The organism is Cuniculiplasma divulgatum, from assembly GCA_031200235.1.
Classification (GTDB): domain Archaea; phylum Thermoplasmatota; class Thermoplasmata; order Thermoplasmatales; family Thermoplasmataceae; genus UBA509.
Window position 1 is genome coordinate 1897759 of record CP133595.1, and the last position, 15841, is coordinate 1913599.

Here is a 15841-nt window from a genome sequence, read left to right on the forward strand (position 1 = left end):
CCATGGCTTAAATGGAACCTGCGTGCAAACTACACGATGGGAAAGGATTAATAATTCTGAGTAAACACTTTCCGTGGATAAACCCGCAATAGCATACATCAAAAAACTCAGAGAAGGACAGACTATTACAGTATATCCCTGTAGCGTGGATTTTGGCAATTCATTCAATGCCTCTGGCTTTCCATGTCCTGGAAGTGGATCTGATCAGCCCATTGAATTCAGGGAACCTTTTAAGGCTCAATTTCTTTCATATTCTGGAACAGTTATCATGGTGAGAACCAGAAGATATCCATGCCTCCTGATAGATTTTGATTTCATCAGGGAGGTAGAGCCTGCTGATGAACAGCGAATTTAGAAATGAAAGGATTTGGATAATCATATCAATAATTTCAGGAATATATGGAATTAGTTTATCCTATTATACGTGAATAGAAAATTAGTGGAGAAGATCCCACACCTCACTGGTCACCATAAATCTGGTAGTACCATGACTTCCTCACTTTCCCGGTTAGGTCAATATAGACATGCTTTGGATTGGTGAACTCCTCCAGTGAAAAAATAGATGTGGATGCACCAAAACCTGATCTCTTTATTGGTGACCAGGGCATCTCAGATGGAATTGGTGCATGGTCATTGACCCACACTGTTCCAAACCTCAGGTCCCGCGATGCCATCATTGCAATTCTTACATCCTTGGTCCACACAGATGAGGCAAGACCGTATATGACATTATTAGCACGCCTGATTGCCTCTTCGTAGGTGGAGAATTTCAGAACACTGAGTACGGGCCCGAAAATTTCTTCCTGAACAATTCTTGCGTTATCATCCTCCACGGTTGCCAGGGTAGGAGATAGGAAATATCCCCTGGTTCCTTTTTTCTCGCCGGCAAGAAGAACCTGCCCTTCCCTCTGAGCCACTTCAATGTATGATTTCACCTTATTGAACTGATCCCTGGAAACAAGAGGGCCCATGTCAGTCTTCATGTCTTCAGGATCACCAACCCTTACCCTTGAAAGCTTTTCCTTGAGAAGCTTGACGAATCTGTCGTAGACCTTTTCCTGAACATAGAATCTTGTAGCTGCACCGCAGTCCTGTCCTGTGTTCATAAGCGATCCAACAACTGCGCCCTCTGTGGCGGCATCAATGTCCGCATCGTCAAATACAATGAAGGGTGCCTTTCCTCCCAGCTCAAGAGAAAGTTTCTTCACGGTTGAAGAGGCCTGGTTGGATATCCTTGTTCCAACCTCTGTTGAACCCGTGAAGGCAATCATGTCCACTTTCTGACTCTTTGCGAGTGCCTCACCCACCGTTCCACCAGGGCCAGTTACAAGATTAAATGCACCCTTTGGAATGCCTATGCTGTCAAGCATCTGGGTCAGTTTTATGGCAGTAAGTGGAGTAATGGATGCAGGCTTCAGTACAACTGTGTTTCCCATGAGAAGTGGAGGTATTGCTCTCCACCCCACCATCATCAATGGATAATTCCAGGGAACAATGACACCAACAACACCCACTGGTTCGCGCCTGAGTATGCTTGTGCCGTCGGCAATGTATTCATTGGCCGAAATACCCGTTTCAACTCTTGATGCTCCAGCAAAGAATTTCAGGTTATCGATTGTTGCCCCAATATCATAATCTGCAACCTGCTTTGCCGGCTTCCCTGTATTTAATGTCTCAAGCGTACTGAACTGAGACTTGTTTTCCTCAACCATTCTTGCCAGCTTCAATATTACTTCTGCACGCTCACCAGGCGACATGCGGGGCCATGGGCCATTATCAAAAGCTGCTCTTGCAGCATCAATGGCCTTCTCCACATCTTCAACTCCACCAAGTGGGACGCTGGCTATTACTTCTTCTGTTGCCGGATTGATGACCTCATAGGTTTTTCCACTGGCAGCATTCAACCATTGCCCATCGATATACATTTTTTCCTTCTGCACATTTTCCATAATATCTCACCCATTTGTGTACAAACTAATACCAACATGAACTCAGCTTAAAAATAATTTACTATTTTGAATACATGCGAGTAACATGGTATAAACTGATAATTATATATTGTTAGAATGATCAGTCCAGTGAGTCTTCCCAGTCTTCACGATACCTGCGCCTTTTCCTGCGCCTTACGGTCGGCATCCCATCACTTCCTGTGGAGGCGTTTTCTTCTATCCTGTAAAGAAGACCGGCATCACCGAGTGTTTTCCCTATCTTCTCAAAATCACTGGCATCGGTTATGCCAATAACGTTGTGGGATATTTCGAATGTGTTTATCTTTGAGAATGCCCTGCCGGACATGGCCTTCTTCATGAGAAAATCATCCCTGAAGACGAGAATGCCGGCACATCTCCTGACTGTAACTTCTCCCCAGTGTGAACCTATATCCCTCACTGTCCGAGAAACATTCTCCGGAATTGCATGAGCAGACTTCTTGCCAAGAATTGCAAGGAACTCATTCAGGTCACCAAGGTTGTTTGCGTAGAATCTCAGGCTCTTCTCAGTAATTCTGAAAACCATTCCTGTGGAAGCTGATATGAGCTCGCAACCATAAACCAAATTTTTGATCAATTGAAAATCCTCCAGTGGAGACACAATGACTTCAAAATTTGACTGAACAATCGGCTTTGTAAGATTTTTGGCCACGTAATTCTTCAGTTTTCTGGAATCAGCATCTGCTGATTGCCTGGTATGATCCTCCAGTGTCGCCATGACGACATCTTCGCCATCTTTGCCTTCCTCATGGACAATCCTGATGACACCCAGTCCGGCCAGATGTTTAACAGCAGAGTTCAGCATCTTGCCGTCGGCCATGTCGGGTACTCTTTTTCTTATGTCGCCGCCTATGTCTCCATGCCCTTTCCAGTAGTAACTTTGCGATATATCCTCCAGGTATTTCTGACGGAATGTACTGATATTTTCAGGATTCCATTTAATAAGGGTCCTCAGATCTGAGATGCTGTATGCAGCAGCTATTGATTTAAGAAAATTGTACAGGAAATCTTCCACTTTCGCAAGATTCCTTTCACTGCCTTCAGACCTGTACATTGCCCCGCTCAATGCACTTGAAATATATCTGCGGTTAATTCTTTCAATGACCGAAAGATCGGACATGGCGTCGATGCCGGCCTGGGTTATATGGTATGTTGAGTTGGATCCATAGATGAAATTGGAATGCCTGCAGAAACTGTCCAGGAACGTCAAACTTTCATCATTCACAGAGAGTATGGATGTGAGTTTGTCTGCGGTGCGCCTTTTTCCCTGCAGTTCAAGATAGTAAGATGCTATGAGGAAGTTTCTGACACTTATTACTAGAGAATAATCTTCATCCTTCGTTTCAGGGACATCCAGGTTGGTAACAGCTTTGATTTCTGAAAGCTTTTCCATTGACAAAAGTGACATCAGCTCATCGGGAATGATGTATGCCATGTCCGTGCCATAATTATGTGACCTGGCAGATAAAAGAAAGAAACTGAATAAGAATTGACCCAGAAGATTTCCATTTGCAGAATCGCCCTTAACATGCCTGTCATTCCTGCCACTGGCAATCCTATCACCTCTTTCCTTATGGGCAGCCATAAGCTGCAGGATCTCACCCGAGGATACAACACCATACATATCAGCAATCTGATTGTACACCTCTCTGGCTTCAGGTGGCATCTGGGAAAGAATATGATCAAACTCACTGATTACATATGAATACACGGCTCCTTTCAGGAAAACATCGCTGTTGGATTGCAAGGATTTGATATTCACCGAATCCAGGAACTCTTTGAGTCTGACCTTACCAGTATCCATCAGTGCATTATCCAGGGTCAACTGTGAGGAAAGCTTCATTGGGGACTTTGGGATAAATCTGTATTCTGCCGGCACAACCACATATTCCTCCAAATCCATTGTAACCTTGAATAGCAGGCATGAATCAATTGCATCATTCAGCGCCCTGGCATAAGATGATCCCTGGAACTTATTCCTTAAAATGGTAAGCGGCATTGGTTTTATATACGATGAAGCAACATTGCAGATGTACCTTACAGAATATTCCATATAACGGATGTTGCCCATTGGATCCCCGCTGGAGATTATGTATCTTGCCAGAGAATGCGGATCCATTTCACGCTGTCCCCTGTCAGTGATGACTGATTGTTGCTTGAAGCGTTTCAGGATTTTCCTGTAGTAGGCAATGTCATCAGAGTGAATCTTTTCAAGTATCTGTGACAGAGTCATTACCCCGAGGGTCTTATGGTTCATTCTGCCACCATAGATTTTTCGAGGTTGTGCATCATTCCGTTCTTCATACGCCACTGAGTGGGTTCACAGCATGCCTGCCATTGGTATTTTTTCTCAGACGTCCACAGAACGTTCTCAGGCATCCTCTTCACTCACCCTGACGCTGGATATCAGGTCCTCCTGATTTATTATGGTGTACCCATAGCCACGTTCTGTGAGAAACAGTTGCCTTCTCATGGAATATTCCTGATCAAGGGTGTCAGAGGTGACTATGGTGTAGAAGTATGCCTGAGTATCCCTTGACTTTGGCCTCAGTATTCTTCCAAGCCTCTGTGCCTCCTCCTGCCTGGAGCCAAATGTCCCTGAAACCTGAATTGCAACGTTTGCGTCGGGCAGATCAATGGCATAGTTTGCAACCTTGGACACCACCAGCATATTTATGTTACCTCTCCGGAACTGTGAATACAGTTCTTCCCTCATACTGTTCTTGGTCTTTCCAGTGATCACAGGAACATTCAGCATATCAGCTATTTTTTGCAGCTGGTCAATATAATCCCCGATGATCAGCACGGAATCATCCGGAGAGAGCCTCTGAAGAATTGATTTCAACGCATTTATCTTCATGGGATTTTCCGCAGCTATTCTGTATTTAAGCCTCTGTGGTGCAACCGCGTACTCCATCATGTACTGCTCATTTGGGAATTTCACCCTGACCTCACTGCACACAGCAGTGGCAATCCATCCATCCCTTTCAAGGTCCTTCCAGGGTGCATCGAACTTCTTGGGCCCTATGAGTGAGAAAACATCGTCCTCCTTGCCGTCCTCCCTGATGAGGGTTGCCGTGAGTCCCAGCCGTTTCTTTGCCTGAATTTCTGAAGTGATCCTGAAGACAGGCGCCGGCAGCAGGTGAACCTCATCATATATGATCAGGCCCCAGTTCCTGGCCATGAACACATTGAGATGTGGGTATATCCTGGTGATATCACCCTCAGCAAGATCATCGGAATCACCAGGTTCCTCAGTGTCCATTGACTTTGCAGCGGATTTCATTGTAGAATGAGTCAGTATCTGGTATGTTGTCACTGTTATGGGCTGTATCTCCTTGCTGTCGCCGGTGTATTCGCCAATCATAAGTGGACCTGCTGTTGATTTGTCAGTGATCTCTCTGATCCACTGTCTCACAGCCACTGTACCGGTTGTTATTATGAGTGTGTTCTCCCGTATCCTTTCCATTGCTCCCATTCCAACAACGGTCTTGCCTGCTCCGCTGGGAAGCACAATAACACCACTCCTGCTACCATCCCCTCCTGACAGGAATGATTCGATGGCTTCTTTCTGATAAGTGCGAAGACTGAACGGTTCTCCAGTGCTGGTTTTATCTGCCAGCGAAAAGTCCAGGGGATCTCCGGGCTGAAATCCCACCAGATCCTCCACAGGATATGACACTTTTATGAGTGCCTGTTTCAGGCGGCCCCGGAAAATTGATTTAACCCGGATTGCATTTGATCCTTCCCATCCATCCAGGAAATTCTGGATAGTTTTTCTGTTGGCTATCTCCTGTAACACTATTTTATCATCAGAAGTGAGATAGATATATTCGGGATCAAAGTTCGAAATTCTGTTCGGAGGAAGCTTGACAAGCTTAACCCTTCCGTATCGCCGGTACCAATCCTGGATATTGTGCAGTATATTCCCCGGGACATCATACTTGGAATTCGCTGACAGGGTGTCAATCATTTCGTCAAGAGATATGCCGGTGGAAGCAGCGTTCCAGACCGCAAGAGGCGTTATCCTGTAAGTGTGAATGTGCTCTGGTGACTTTATCAGTTCCGCAAACCTGCTGATCTTGTCCCTGCACGTTCTGTCAGGATCGGATTCAACCTCAAGAAATATTGTTCCATCACCCTGGACAACAAGAGGTTTAGATGTATCTGGATTCATTTTTCACCTTATTTTGCGAATGAATTCATGACCGTATAAAAATCATATGATCATGCTGTTTGTCCGGTTTGATGGGTTTCAATTTCTCAATATGAAGCCAACCACTTCCCGATGTATGATTCTACTCGATCAAAGTCAGGTATTTTACCAAATACCAAAGGCTTCAACTCCCTTGAGAAAAGTTTGCTTCTGGTTCCCAATTCCTGAAGAAACTGTTCGGAATCGAAACTTATGCCGTAGAAAGCAAGTTTTCTGTTAACCAATTCAGCATTAAACTTAATTTCTTTATTATGAATCAAATAATAGAGATCAAATATGTCTCTGCCTTTCTCACGTGTAAGGATCGCCCTGACTTTTTCGCTCCCAACCTCATCAAGATTCATTCCGGACAAAGTTTTTACCGGAATATCATACTGGGGAAAGTCTATCTTCAGTGGCATGCCTGGAAGAAGGACCTTCTCCCTACCACTGACCTCCGCATAGATTGCACATCTATCTTTATTACTGGTATGCAATGGTCCATTTATCATGAATCTGACTGAAATCCCATGTTCATTGTCTTTGATTCTCTTGATCTCATTTTCGTATCCATAGAGTCTCAGGGAACTCGAGATAAATGCCGGGAAGTCCTTCTTGATAGTTCCTCTGGCAGTGAAGTCAAGAACTTCTGAAAACCTGCTCAGCCCATGAAATAACCAAAGATAAGTTCCACCCTCGAAGACAAGAGGATAGTCGGAAACGATGGTGAGGATAAGGCTCTGGAGATAATGTTTCTCCTGTTGCTATGGCCTCATCCCGAAGAGTTTGGAGATCTCTCTTAACCTTTGCGAATCAATCATTCCGCAACCTCTAGAAGCTTTAGTTTTCCCTTTCCAGAAAATTTCTCCAGATATGATTTGAATTCACGGATTTTCCTGTTATGGAGATATGTTTGCAGGTCTTCCGATGAGAAATAATTAAGGTAATATCCATCAAGCAATGCCTTTTCCACTGTAGCAATAAAGCAATAACTTTCTCCAATGGTGTGGCGTTCATAGCCAAACATGAGCCCGTGGGGAATCCTATGGTATTCAAGTCCAAGATTATCATAAGTTATGGAATTTACCGGAGTCACAGACTGGACTCTGTGTGGAACCTGCTGTGAAACGTTATGGAAAAGTAAGGCAGAGGACAGAGATATGTATGAAGGTTCTATAAGCTGCGATGCTATAACAAAATCATTGTCTATGAAAGAAATTTTCCCTCGAAGCAAACGCTTTGCAACTCCATTCTTCCACAGCCTCGTCAGGTACACCGAAGCGGTATTGAAATCCTTGCCAATGAGGCTGGACAGCTGTGCTGTATTATAGACAGCCCTGTGAGAATTTACGGCCATTTCTTTGATTTTATACAGAGTTAGTTCCTTCGTTATCATCAGTCCGGTTTAACGATATTGTTCATACGGAATGACAATATAAACTTTGCAAATTTCCAGTTGTTTTTCAATTCCTGAGGTTACTGTGCATGATTTCGAATTGGTAATTGTAAGAGGATGTAACCTGAATAAAAGAAAAATGAAACAAATCAAAAAATGAATTCTGATAAATATTTATGACACTGAACTGACTGAAACAACAATCGGGATACTGATGCTTGAACCTGCATAGTTATTGCCGGCATCAGTTGAGAGTCCTATGTAGAATGAATAAGTGGCAGAACCACCGTTTCCAAGAGGTATGTTGAAATTCGAGAACAACGATCCAAGTGCGTATGCGTAGCCCGTCTCAGCTGGAGAAGAAATACCAGTGGACAGGCCACTTTCTGTAGTTGCGGCCAAATAGTCGCCTGCAGCTGAAAGTCCACTGATCCCTGACAGAGGATTAGCAGTGAATACATCATCTGAATTGAGGGAACCTGTTACATTGCTGAGATTAACGTTTACACCGGTCAATGTCAAAGCATTCAGTCCAGTTGTGCTGATCACTGGATCTGCGAATTCAATTCCAAGTGGGCCTTTGTCCTCAAGCACAAGATTGATCTGTACCCAGTCGCCTGGTGAAAGCTGGCTCACATTCACCCAATAAACAACGTTCTGTGCCCCAGACGATTCACTGGGAACTGTTGCCAGATTGGTCTCTTTATTGACGGGATAAACCTTGCTGTCATTCAAATAAGCTGTATTCGTGTTGCTTCCAAATCCGCCTGTGACTTTTACGCTGGTGTACTTTGAATATCCGGAATACAGTGTTGCATATTCATTTACAGAGATATGTCCAGCGGTTGCTGTTACATTTGTTGTTACGTCTCCACTGAAGGTCGAGAATGCCAGTGCACCTCCCATGACAACCAGTACAGGCACCATTACTAGAGCAAACAACTTTCTATTCATTTAAATACTCCTGAGGGCAGATTTTTAAGATCCACCCTCATTGCATTAAATATTTTGTAGTCCACTTATGCAGCAGATGTCACACTTGCGGTTAGTGTAAGAGTTCCTGAAGTCATCCCTGCATCACTGCTGGGAGCATTGCTAGTCAGTCCCACATAAAACCAGAAGACTGCAGTTCCACCAGGTGCAAGAATGCCAGATGGTTCATAGGTTGAGCTCGTTGTATACGCATTACCAGGATAGATGGCAAATTCCGACAGTCCACCATAGGCAAAGCCTGCTTCCCCCGATGTTGTTGCAACAACTCCATTGGTGCTTGAGAACGTTGCTGGTACCCAAAGCGATCCTACACTAGAGAAAGACATTGCACCAAGATTCACTGCAGATGAACCTGTGTTGTTAATGGCAAAGATCAGTGAGACGAAAGCACCAGGGGCAAGATTATTGACACTGACTGAGAAAGTTGCTTCGCTAGATCCACTCACGGCTGAGATGGTACCTAGTTGCTCAAGCGGTGCAACACCAGCAGCAGTCATCCCTACGCCATTAGGACCAGTTATTGTTACTACGGTATTTGTTGCATTGTATAGGGCAACATTTCCTGCTTCCGATAAGCTGAAGGTTGCAGACGAGGCTGTTACATCTGTGGTCACTGTGCCTGTAAAGGCTGAGAAAGCGAGGGCCCCGCTCATCACAACTAATACTGGCACAAGCGCCATTACTAACAATTTCTTGTTCATTTTGTTTTCACCAAAATTGTATGAGTTGTGCCATATATGAGATAAGTGAAACAAAATTATGTAGGGAAAATATGTACAAAAGATACAGAAAGGAATTAAGAATAGTTTACACCGAACTTATATTGCACCAGACGTCAGTCATAAACTGATTGTTGAAAAGAGGTTATGGTGCCAGCAGTGAGCTACTATTATTACTACTTTATTCGTATTATGGAAATGCCGTTAAGCGCATATGACGTTATCATTCGGAAAAGTTCTGCATTGGGTTGATAGGTTACAGGCCCTTATCGTGGAAGGATCAGCGGTATTCAAGATCATCTCATAGGAAAAATCGCAATGTTGTTTACCAGGTTGCCATAGGCTTACATAAAATGAGCAAAAAAAGCTCAAATATTCAGAGATGAGACGAATTGCAAATGGATCATAAAGATGGGAACAATGAAAAGAACATACCCATATGTGATAGTAAATTTAAGCCCGATAAATTACTTGAAAAGGATGGAAGGAGATGAGATAAAACGTTTGGATATCCTTTGATGGGTGCATCGTTGATGAAGCAGGAACATCTGACACTTTATCGTGTAAAGGGAGTCAGCTTTCCATATTTTTATACTTCCTAACTGCTTCATCCGCAGATTGCAGATCAAATTCCTCCGGATCATATTCACCAAGCCATTCCATTGTGGATTCATGCTCTGGATCGGCAGGATCTGAAACTACTTTCAACATATTCTGATATCCATATGCCCCGCCACAATCTTCTGGCGGGCCGTTTCTCTTTCCTCCAATGCATGCCGGTAAACTCATGCTCTGATCGTAAGGAAAAACTTTTTGGACCAATATACTGTGCTCCCAGTTATCGCCATAATCGTACGTGTAGGAAAATTTCGAGCCCTCTCTTAATGCCAGTTGCGCCAGCTTTGTTTCCCTGGAATCAATGTCATCAGGAAACTCATCATCCATCTGGTCTGGATTTGCATAACGCTCGCTTCCGATGTTAAATTCGTAAAGATGATAATTATACCACCCGAATGCAGCCTGAATGATTAGATGCAGGTCGTGAAGTGTTGTTAACGATCTTACAAGCAGCTTCCTCCATATTGGAGGAGAAATGCCTTTGATTGCAACACGAAGCTGGTAAACATCACTGATCTCTGCCCTTGAATGCGTTATTCGACTTCCTTTGTCATTCGATCTCTCATTGTTGGGAACAGGCTTTTCCACGTCCCTCTGCTTCCCTTTGGATTTCATCAGATCTCCCTCCAGAATTTCTGTGATATCTGTTTTTTTAAGAACGTGATAAAAAAGGTCCTTTCTAAACTGGTTTGAAAACATAACGTAAATCTTCTCCCCAACAAGTGACAGGGTACAAAGTGTTGTTGTTATTTTAACAGGCTGATATATTCTGCTATCATAAAATTGTATTTCGATGGGATTTCTGTCCATGCCGTCAACTGATTGTGTTACTGTTATGTCCATTCCCATGAACCTGAGCCTGAAATCGCTTTCTTCAAGATGCTTCAGAAATGCCATGAGCCGCATGATAACTAAGAAATCATTCAGCTTCACGGAAAACGGGCGTGATGAAAGTGTATTCACAACGGGTTTTCCGCCATGAAGTGGATTTTTCTCAACTGGAATTTTCAAGTTGCGCAGGAATTCGATCCGCTTTTCAAGAGTTTTGTTGGTGTTAAGCAGATACTCATTCATGATCCTCTGTAGAGTTGTAGCAGTGAAGAAGTCTGTATCCACTTCAACAACTTTATTGTATCTTTTTTCTTTGTTATTTCTTATGAATTCAACAATGGGCGCCGGCAGTGAGCCGCTTAACTCGGCAGGTGTCAGCCCTTCCTTGTTGACCGGAACTAGAAAATTGAAGTATCGCACTGCCACATTCATAGCTCCTTCTATATCGTGAGTAATATCATACTCCTTATCAGGCATCAATATCTGAAAATCCACGCCCCTGATATGCGCCATATCTATAACCTCAAATGTCCTCAGATGTTTGCGGGTATATTAATTTCACTGATTAGACCCGGAGTAGTTTAGCAACCGCTGCTGTGGAAGCAAGCTAAGAACTTTGTTTTTCACATTCAAAGCCACGTTCGACCATAGACTTTTTATAAAGTCTACTTAGTATGTGCCTTAAAAAGGAACATTAACTGAAGGTGTTGGTTGTTTTATCATAGTATTTAACATTTAAGGAATGGGTATTTTATACTGATGATTTGTAATCTTTTCAAGGCAAACGATGAAAGAAACGAGGTAAATGAAATTATAGCCAGAGCCAATAGGATACCTGTCTGGTCTTTACCGACAGCCTTTTTGGCAATTATTGGCCTTGGTTATTTTTTCACGTTCTACGACATTTCGGATATCGGTTTGGCGATGCCTGCCATTGCTTCGCAGTTTCATATTGGGGCCTCCACAAGCCTCTTCATTGCATTATCAGTTGGACTGATAGGTTATGGGATAGGATCTTACATTATTGGCAGCACTGCAGATGTCTTTGGCCGTTATCGTTCAATGATATTGACAATGGCCCTCACTGCCTTAGGCTCATTTGGAGATGCGATTTCCGTTAACGTGCCTGAGCTGACCATATTCAGGTTTATCACTGGTCTTGGTCTTGGCGCAGACCTGAATCTTGTATCAACATACATCAGTGAATTCGCACCTCCGTCGGTAAGGGGAAAGATAACAGTCTACACCTTTCTGGTAGGAATTCTGTGACAGGCAGTCACGCCTTTCATTGGATTGAGTCTTGTTCCTGTTTTTTACAACGGCTGGCGCTGGTTATTTGGAATAGGAGCAATAATTGCCGTGATCGCACTGATATTGAGATTTGAGCTTCCAGAATCTCCCAGATGGCTTGCGACCAGAGGAAAGAACCTGGAAAAGGCAAAGAAAGTTCTTGAAATGATGGAGGCAAATGCCATAAAGAAGGTTGGAAAGCTCCCTGAACCGGATATCTCTTCCGTTGTGGTTGAAGAGCAGAAATTTCCGACGCTGTATCTGTTCAAAAGACCATACTCATCTCGACTCGCACTTTTGATTTTTGTCTGGTTCTTCTGGTATATTGGAAATTATGCGTTCCTTGGGGATGCTGCAACTCTCCTCTCTGCGGCAGGCTTCTCCGTGGCTAAATCCATACTCTACATCGCCATAGGTGCAATTGGATATCCTGTTGGAGCTCTGGCAATGCTGTATACAGCTGATAAGATGGAGAGGAAGTACATCATATTCATTGACACAGTTGTCTGGTTCATAGGGCTGCTATTGTTTGCAACAATGAACCATATAGCTTTGTTTGCCGGATCATTCCTGGCTTCCATGGCACTTGGAATGTACCTTCAGGTGGCATATACCTTTACGGCTGAAAACTATCCAACAAGGGCAAGGAGTTCCGGTTTCGCTCTTACTGATGGAATAGGCCACGTGGGAGGAGCATTTGGAGCTATAATATTACCTATAATTGTAACAGCATTCTCCTTTGCGGTGGGCTTCAGTTTCATAGCGGTAACTGGGCTTATTGCAGGGGTTCTTGTGCTGGTTGCTGGTACAAAAACAACCGGGCAGACCCTGGAGGCTGTTTCTGCGTGACATCCATGTAGGCCGCGGATATTCATTTTTCATTCTAACCTATATTATTTAACATATGGTTACAATTCTCTTTAGGAGAGTATTTCCAGCTCAGATTGAGAAATATCTTGATTAATCCTGATGATATTGTATCTCTGTTCAAATTAAACCAACGAATCTATCCGAATAAAAATATGTGGGAACTGTGACCTCCTCTCCCAGCTTTCGCAGGGAGCTTCCCACTTCAAAGGTTGCTGGCGGAATCTCCATGGGCTTGAAATCCCCCCGGTCCGAAGGTACTCTGTCCCTCACGCTAAGCCATCTGCCTTTACGGATGCAGGCACGCATGAAACAATATGCTATCCGACCTGTTTCACTTCTGTCTGCCAGCGGACAACACGACATTCTGGGGGAAAATAATAAGCTTTTCGCTCGCTTTAATCCCCTATCTTGCGATAGGGGAATTCCCACTCACAGATGTTAAATTTCTTTAAACGTCAGATTCTCTCAATGCCAAATGAAATGCCAAGATCGCTGACCAGCAGAATCAGGCATAATTCATTATCTGTAATGATTCGGATAGCAACATCGTTGTATGAATCCAATGTTCCCTCGAAGGCTTCGGTTATTTCGAATACCTCACCATTAGCCCGTCTACATGGGAATGAAAAAGCCCTCTCAGGTCCATGATCCAGAGGAAATATTCGAAGCCGTGATCCCTTTCCGACATTGGACATCAGTGACAAGAAGAAATCTCCATTCATGGAAACTACCCCATCTGTACCACATTTTTTAGTTCATTTATGTCTACTTTCAAACAGTAGTATTTGTCGGTTCTTATGTAAACATAAGTTCCGTCAAAATCTTCCAGAACTCCCTGAAACGGTTCAGAAAGCTCTATTGGCATTCCTTCTCTTCCGTAACACGAGACTGCATATGCAGTGAAAATATCTCCATAAGTAGTACTCATAGGATATACTGCAATTTTTGCACCCTTGGGTATTCTTCGTACTCGCAGCACAATTTCCTTCTCCATGTGGACGTACTTTCGAAATCTATATTTAATGATATTATACGTGCACAGTGCACGTGCGTTAACTTTAAGTTGAACAATGAATACCGCGGCAGTAATAATGTTCTATTTCTGGTCTGAAAGCCGGATAATTAACAGATATTGACAAAGTAACATAATTATCAATATGTCTAACAGTTAAAGTTATCCCGACGTAAATTGAGTTTAATTCATTCTTTTCTAACTAATAAAATAAAAAATAGAATTTAACTGGGTCCAGTGAGATATCAGACATTAAGTGCCCGAAAAAGAAGCAGATAGCCGATCAGTGAAATCGAATTGATCACAAGAAGCACAGAAGCGAGCCATGCCCCGTATCTCAAGGAAAGGAAATAATATATTATGACTGCTATGAAGGAATCTGACATCAATATGGCGCTGAGGGTCATGATATTACCGAGGGCTCTTGATTTCATGGTTATGTAGCTCCTTATATACAAAATCATTACAAATGCAAATACTACCATTGCAGCAACTAGAACCACCATATTTGCGATCCATAAAGGTCCCAATTCAGTTTCCCCCTCCTATTCTGCCTGATTGCCTGATTATATCTCTGAATATCTCAATATTTTTTTCAACCGTTGGCCCAGGGAAGTACGTTTTGCCATATCCGTCGCCCATGACTGTGATCAGGTCATTCTCCAGCAGCACCTTAATGTGATGATCAATTGTCCGGTAATTCACATTCAGTTCACTGCACAACTGGTTTGCATTTTTGGGTCTTTCCATCAAAGACAGCATTATTCTCGTTCTCATGAATCCTCCTCTTGTGGATACGAACAGCCACCATATGAGTCTCTTGAATGAAGTTTCGAAATCAGTGGAAGTCAATTTTCATTAGAAAAGGATGAATGGAAATAAATGTATTCCACCATTTCAATCAGATTTTGCTCAGGACGTTGCTGCCAGTAATGCGGAATGTTTCGTCATAGATCATGTATTCCGGAAGTCCATGCGCAGTTGAATATCCTGTGTTGTAATACATTATGTCGTATGACACGTTGATATACTTGAACTGTGAGGTGTTGGCTGCATTCTGGACTACGAACTGAACGTCAGCGCTTACATTAGCAGTGTTCCCCGCCAGTGTTACTGTTGGAGGTGCTTCAGCATAGAACCACACTGCAGACCAGAGACCGAAGAATCTGTTCCAGGTGGTGTTGATCTGTGATATGCCGGAATATGTTCCGTTTAGTGGCCCGCCAATCCAGTGAAGAGTGGCATTTGATTCATACTGCTGCATCACAGTGGTGTTGTTCTCAATGGCAATGTTGTTCCAGTGACTGAAGGCCAGGTTTCCAACGTAATTTGAAAGGACAAACTGTTGTGTGGGTGATATAAATCCAGATCCTACAATATGCCATGTTTCACTGAGGATTGCCCAAGAATTGTTCTCCTTCATGTACGTAAGCGAATAACTTATGTTAAGATACTGTGTCTGAATGCTGGCAGTGTACGGGGTGAGAACAAACTGGTTCAGAGAAGTCACTGTAGCCATGGACCCCGATACCATAACTGCCGGAGGAGATTCTGTATAATACCATACAGCTGACCAAAGTCCAAAGAACCTGTTCCATACGGAAGTTATATTTTGAACACCAGTGTATGTCCCAGTCAATGGCCCGCCAATCCAGTGAAGAGTGGCATTCCCAAGGTACTGAGGTTTCAGAAGGGATGCGTTTTCAATGGCGATATAATCCCAGTGTGCGTAGGCGTTGTTCAGTACAACTGACGACTGCTGATTCTGGTAATCAGCCTTAACAGAATTGTAACTGGCTTTCTGGCTTGAAGCAGCAGAATATTCAAAGACAAATAGTCCGGCCATTATTATGGTCAGGGCAATGAATACAGCCGCCACATACATTATTGTTTTGCTGTTCATAACTCATTATTTCAGGGGATTTTAAG

Annotated in this window: 15 protein-coding genes and 1 pseudogene; 2 read left to right on the forward strand and 14 right to left on the reverse strand. The window is 43.3% G+C overall.

Annotation, left to right across the window (positions count from 1 at the left end; translation table 11 throughout):
- Positions 1 to 73 precede the first annotated feature (73 nt).
- The gene (locus RE469_09950; protein WMT44509.1) at positions 74 to 355 is read left to right on the forward strand and encodes a hypothetical protein; all 282 of its coding nucleotides are present in this window, start codon (positions 74 to 76) and stop codon (positions 353 to 355) included.
- A gap of 103 nt (positions 356 to 458) precedes the next feature.
- Here the strand turns inward: RE469_09950 and RE469_09955 are convergent, their stop codons facing one another.
- The 8 genes from RE469_09955 to RE469_09990 form a co-directional block, all read right to left on the reverse strand.
- The gene (locus RE469_09955) at positions 459 to 1949 is read right to left on the reverse strand and encodes an aldehyde dehydrogenase family protein (GenBank protein ID WMT44510.1); all 1491 of its coding nucleotides are present in this window, start codon (positions 1947 to 1949) and stop codon (positions 459 to 461) included.
- 121 nt (positions 1950 to 2070) lie between these two features.
- Complete coding sequence (locus RE469_09960) at positions 2071 to 4245, reverse strand: hypothetical protein (protein ID WMT44511.1); 2175 nt, start codon at positions 4243 to 4245, stop codon at positions 2071 to 2073.
- A gap of 114 nt (positions 4246 to 4359) precedes the next feature.
- The gene (locus RE469_09965) at positions 4360 to 6165 is read right to left on the reverse strand and encodes a helicase-associated domain-containing protein (GenBank protein WMT44512.1); all 1806 of its coding nucleotides are present in this window, start codon (positions 6163 to 6165) and stop codon (positions 4360 to 4362) included.
- A gap of 86 nt (positions 6166 to 6251) precedes the next feature.
- Entirely contained in the window at positions 6252 to 6917 is a 666-nt protein-coding gene (locus RE469_09970; protein WMT45661.1) for a nucleotidyl transferase AbiEii/AbiGii toxin family protein, read from the reverse strand.
- 83 nt (positions 6918 to 7000) lie between these two features.
- A complete protein-coding gene (locus RE469_09975; GenBank protein WMT44513.1) occupies positions 7001 to 7579 on the reverse strand; it encodes a hypothetical protein in 579 nt (192 codons plus the stop codon).
- 174 nt (positions 7580 to 7753) lie between these two features.
- Positions 7754 to 8533 (reverse strand): hypothetical protein, encoded by a 780-nt coding sequence (locus RE469_09980; protein ID WMT44514.1) that lies wholly within the window; start codon positions 8531 to 8533, stop codon positions 7754 to 7756.
- 65 nt (positions 8534 to 8598) lie between these two features.
- A complete protein-coding gene (locus RE469_09985) occupies positions 8599 to 9273 on the reverse strand; it encodes a hypothetical protein (protein ID WMT44515.1) in 675 nt (224 codons plus the stop codon).
- Positions 9274 to 9864: 591 nt separating this feature from the next.
- Positions 9865 to 11253 (reverse strand): hypothetical protein, encoded by a 1389-nt coding sequence (locus RE469_09990; GenBank protein ID WMT44516.1) that lies wholly within the window; start codon positions 11251 to 11253, stop codon positions 9865 to 9867.
- A gap of 246 nt (positions 11254 to 11499) precedes the next feature.
- Here RE469_09990 and RE469_09995 point away from each other — a divergent pair.
- Positions 11500 to 12879: pseudogene (locus tag RE469_09995) on the forward strand (MFS transporter).
- Positions 12880 to 13017: 138 nt separating this feature from the next.
- Here RE469_09995 and RE469_10000 read toward each other — a convergent pair.
- From RE469_10000 to RE469_10025, 6 genes are all read right to left on the reverse strand, one after another.
- Positions 13018 to 13170 carry a hypothetical protein gene (locus RE469_10000; protein WMT44517.1) on the reverse strand — a complete coding sequence of 51 codons (153 nt, stop codon included), beginning with the start codon at positions 13168 to 13170 and terminating at the stop codon, positions 13018 to 13020.
- Between the two features lie 185 nt (positions 13171 to 13355).
- Positions 13356 to 13622, reverse strand: coding sequence for a hypothetical protein (locus RE469_10005; protein WMT44518.1), 267 nt, complete (start codon positions 13620 to 13622; stop codon positions 13356 to 13358).
- A 5-nt stretch (positions 13623 to 13627) separates the two neighbouring features.
- Positions 13628 to 13894: a hypothetical protein gene (locus RE469_10010; protein WMT44519.1), complete on the reverse strand. Its 267-nt coding sequence runs from the start codon at positions 13892 to 13894 to the stop codon at positions 13628 to 13630.
- 263 nt (positions 13895 to 14157) lie between these two features.
- A complete protein-coding gene (locus tag RE469_10015; protein WMT44520.1) occupies positions 14158 to 14418 on the reverse strand; it encodes a hypothetical protein in 261 nt (86 codons plus the stop codon).
- Positions 14419 to 14443: 25 nt separating this feature from the next.
- On the reverse strand, positions 14444 to 14764 hold the full coding sequence (locus RE469_10020; protein ID WMT44521.1) for a winged helix-turn-helix domain-containing protein: 321 nt from the start codon (positions 14762 to 14764) through the stop codon (positions 14444 to 14446).
- A gap of 49 nt (positions 14765 to 14813) precedes the next feature.
- A complete protein-coding gene (locus RE469_10025; GenBank protein WMT44522.1) occupies positions 14814 to 15815 on the reverse strand; it encodes a hypothetical protein in 1002 nt (333 codons plus the stop codon).
- Positions 15816 to 15841: the final 26 nt, after the last annotated feature.

Excerpts from the sequence above, each read along its gene's own strand:
- RE469_09955 (WMT44510.1), bottom strand. The coding sequence starts at position 1,949 with ATGGAAAATGTGCAGAAGGAAAAAATGTATATCGATGGGCAATGGTTG.
- RE469_09960 (WMT44511.1), bottom strand. The coding sequence starts at position 4,245 with ATGAACCATAAGACCCTCGGGGTAATGACTCTGTCACAGATACTTGAA.
- RE469_09965 (WMT44512.1), bottom strand. The coding sequence starts at position 6,165 with ATGAATCCAGATACATCTAAACCTCTTGTTGTCCAGGGTGATGGAACA.
- RE469_09975 (WMT44513.1), bottom strand. The coding sequence starts at position 7,579 with ATGATAACGAAGGAACTAACTCTGTATAAAATCAAAGAAATGGCCGTA.
- RE469_09980 (WMT44514.1), bottom strand. The coding sequence starts at position 8,533 with ATGAATAGAAAGTTGTTTGCTCTAGTAATGGTGCCTGTACTGGTTGTC.
- RE469_09985 (WMT44515.1), bottom strand. The coding sequence starts at position 9,273 with ATGAACAAGAAATTGTTAGTAATGGCGCTTGTGCCAGTATTAGTTGTG.
- RE469_09990 (WMT44516.1), bottom strand. The coding sequence starts at position 11,253 with ATGGCGCATATCAGGGGCGTGGATTTTCAGATATTGATGCCTGATAAG.
- RE469_10005 (WMT44518.1), bottom strand. The coding sequence starts at position 13,622 with ATGAATGGAGATTTCTTCTTGTCACTGATGTCCAATGTCGGAAAGGGA.
- RE469_10010 (WMT44519.1), bottom strand. The coding sequence starts at position 13,894 with ATGGAGAAGGAAATTGTGCTGCGAGTACGAAGAATACCCAAGGGTGCA.
- RE469_10015 (WMT44520.1), bottom strand. The coding sequence starts at position 14,418 with ATGGTGGTTCTAGTTGCTGCAATGGTAGTATTTGCATTTGTAATGATT.
- RE469_10025 (WMT44522.1), bottom strand. The coding sequence starts at position 15,815 with ATGAACAGCAAAACAATAATGTATGTGGCGGCTGTATTCATTGCCCTG.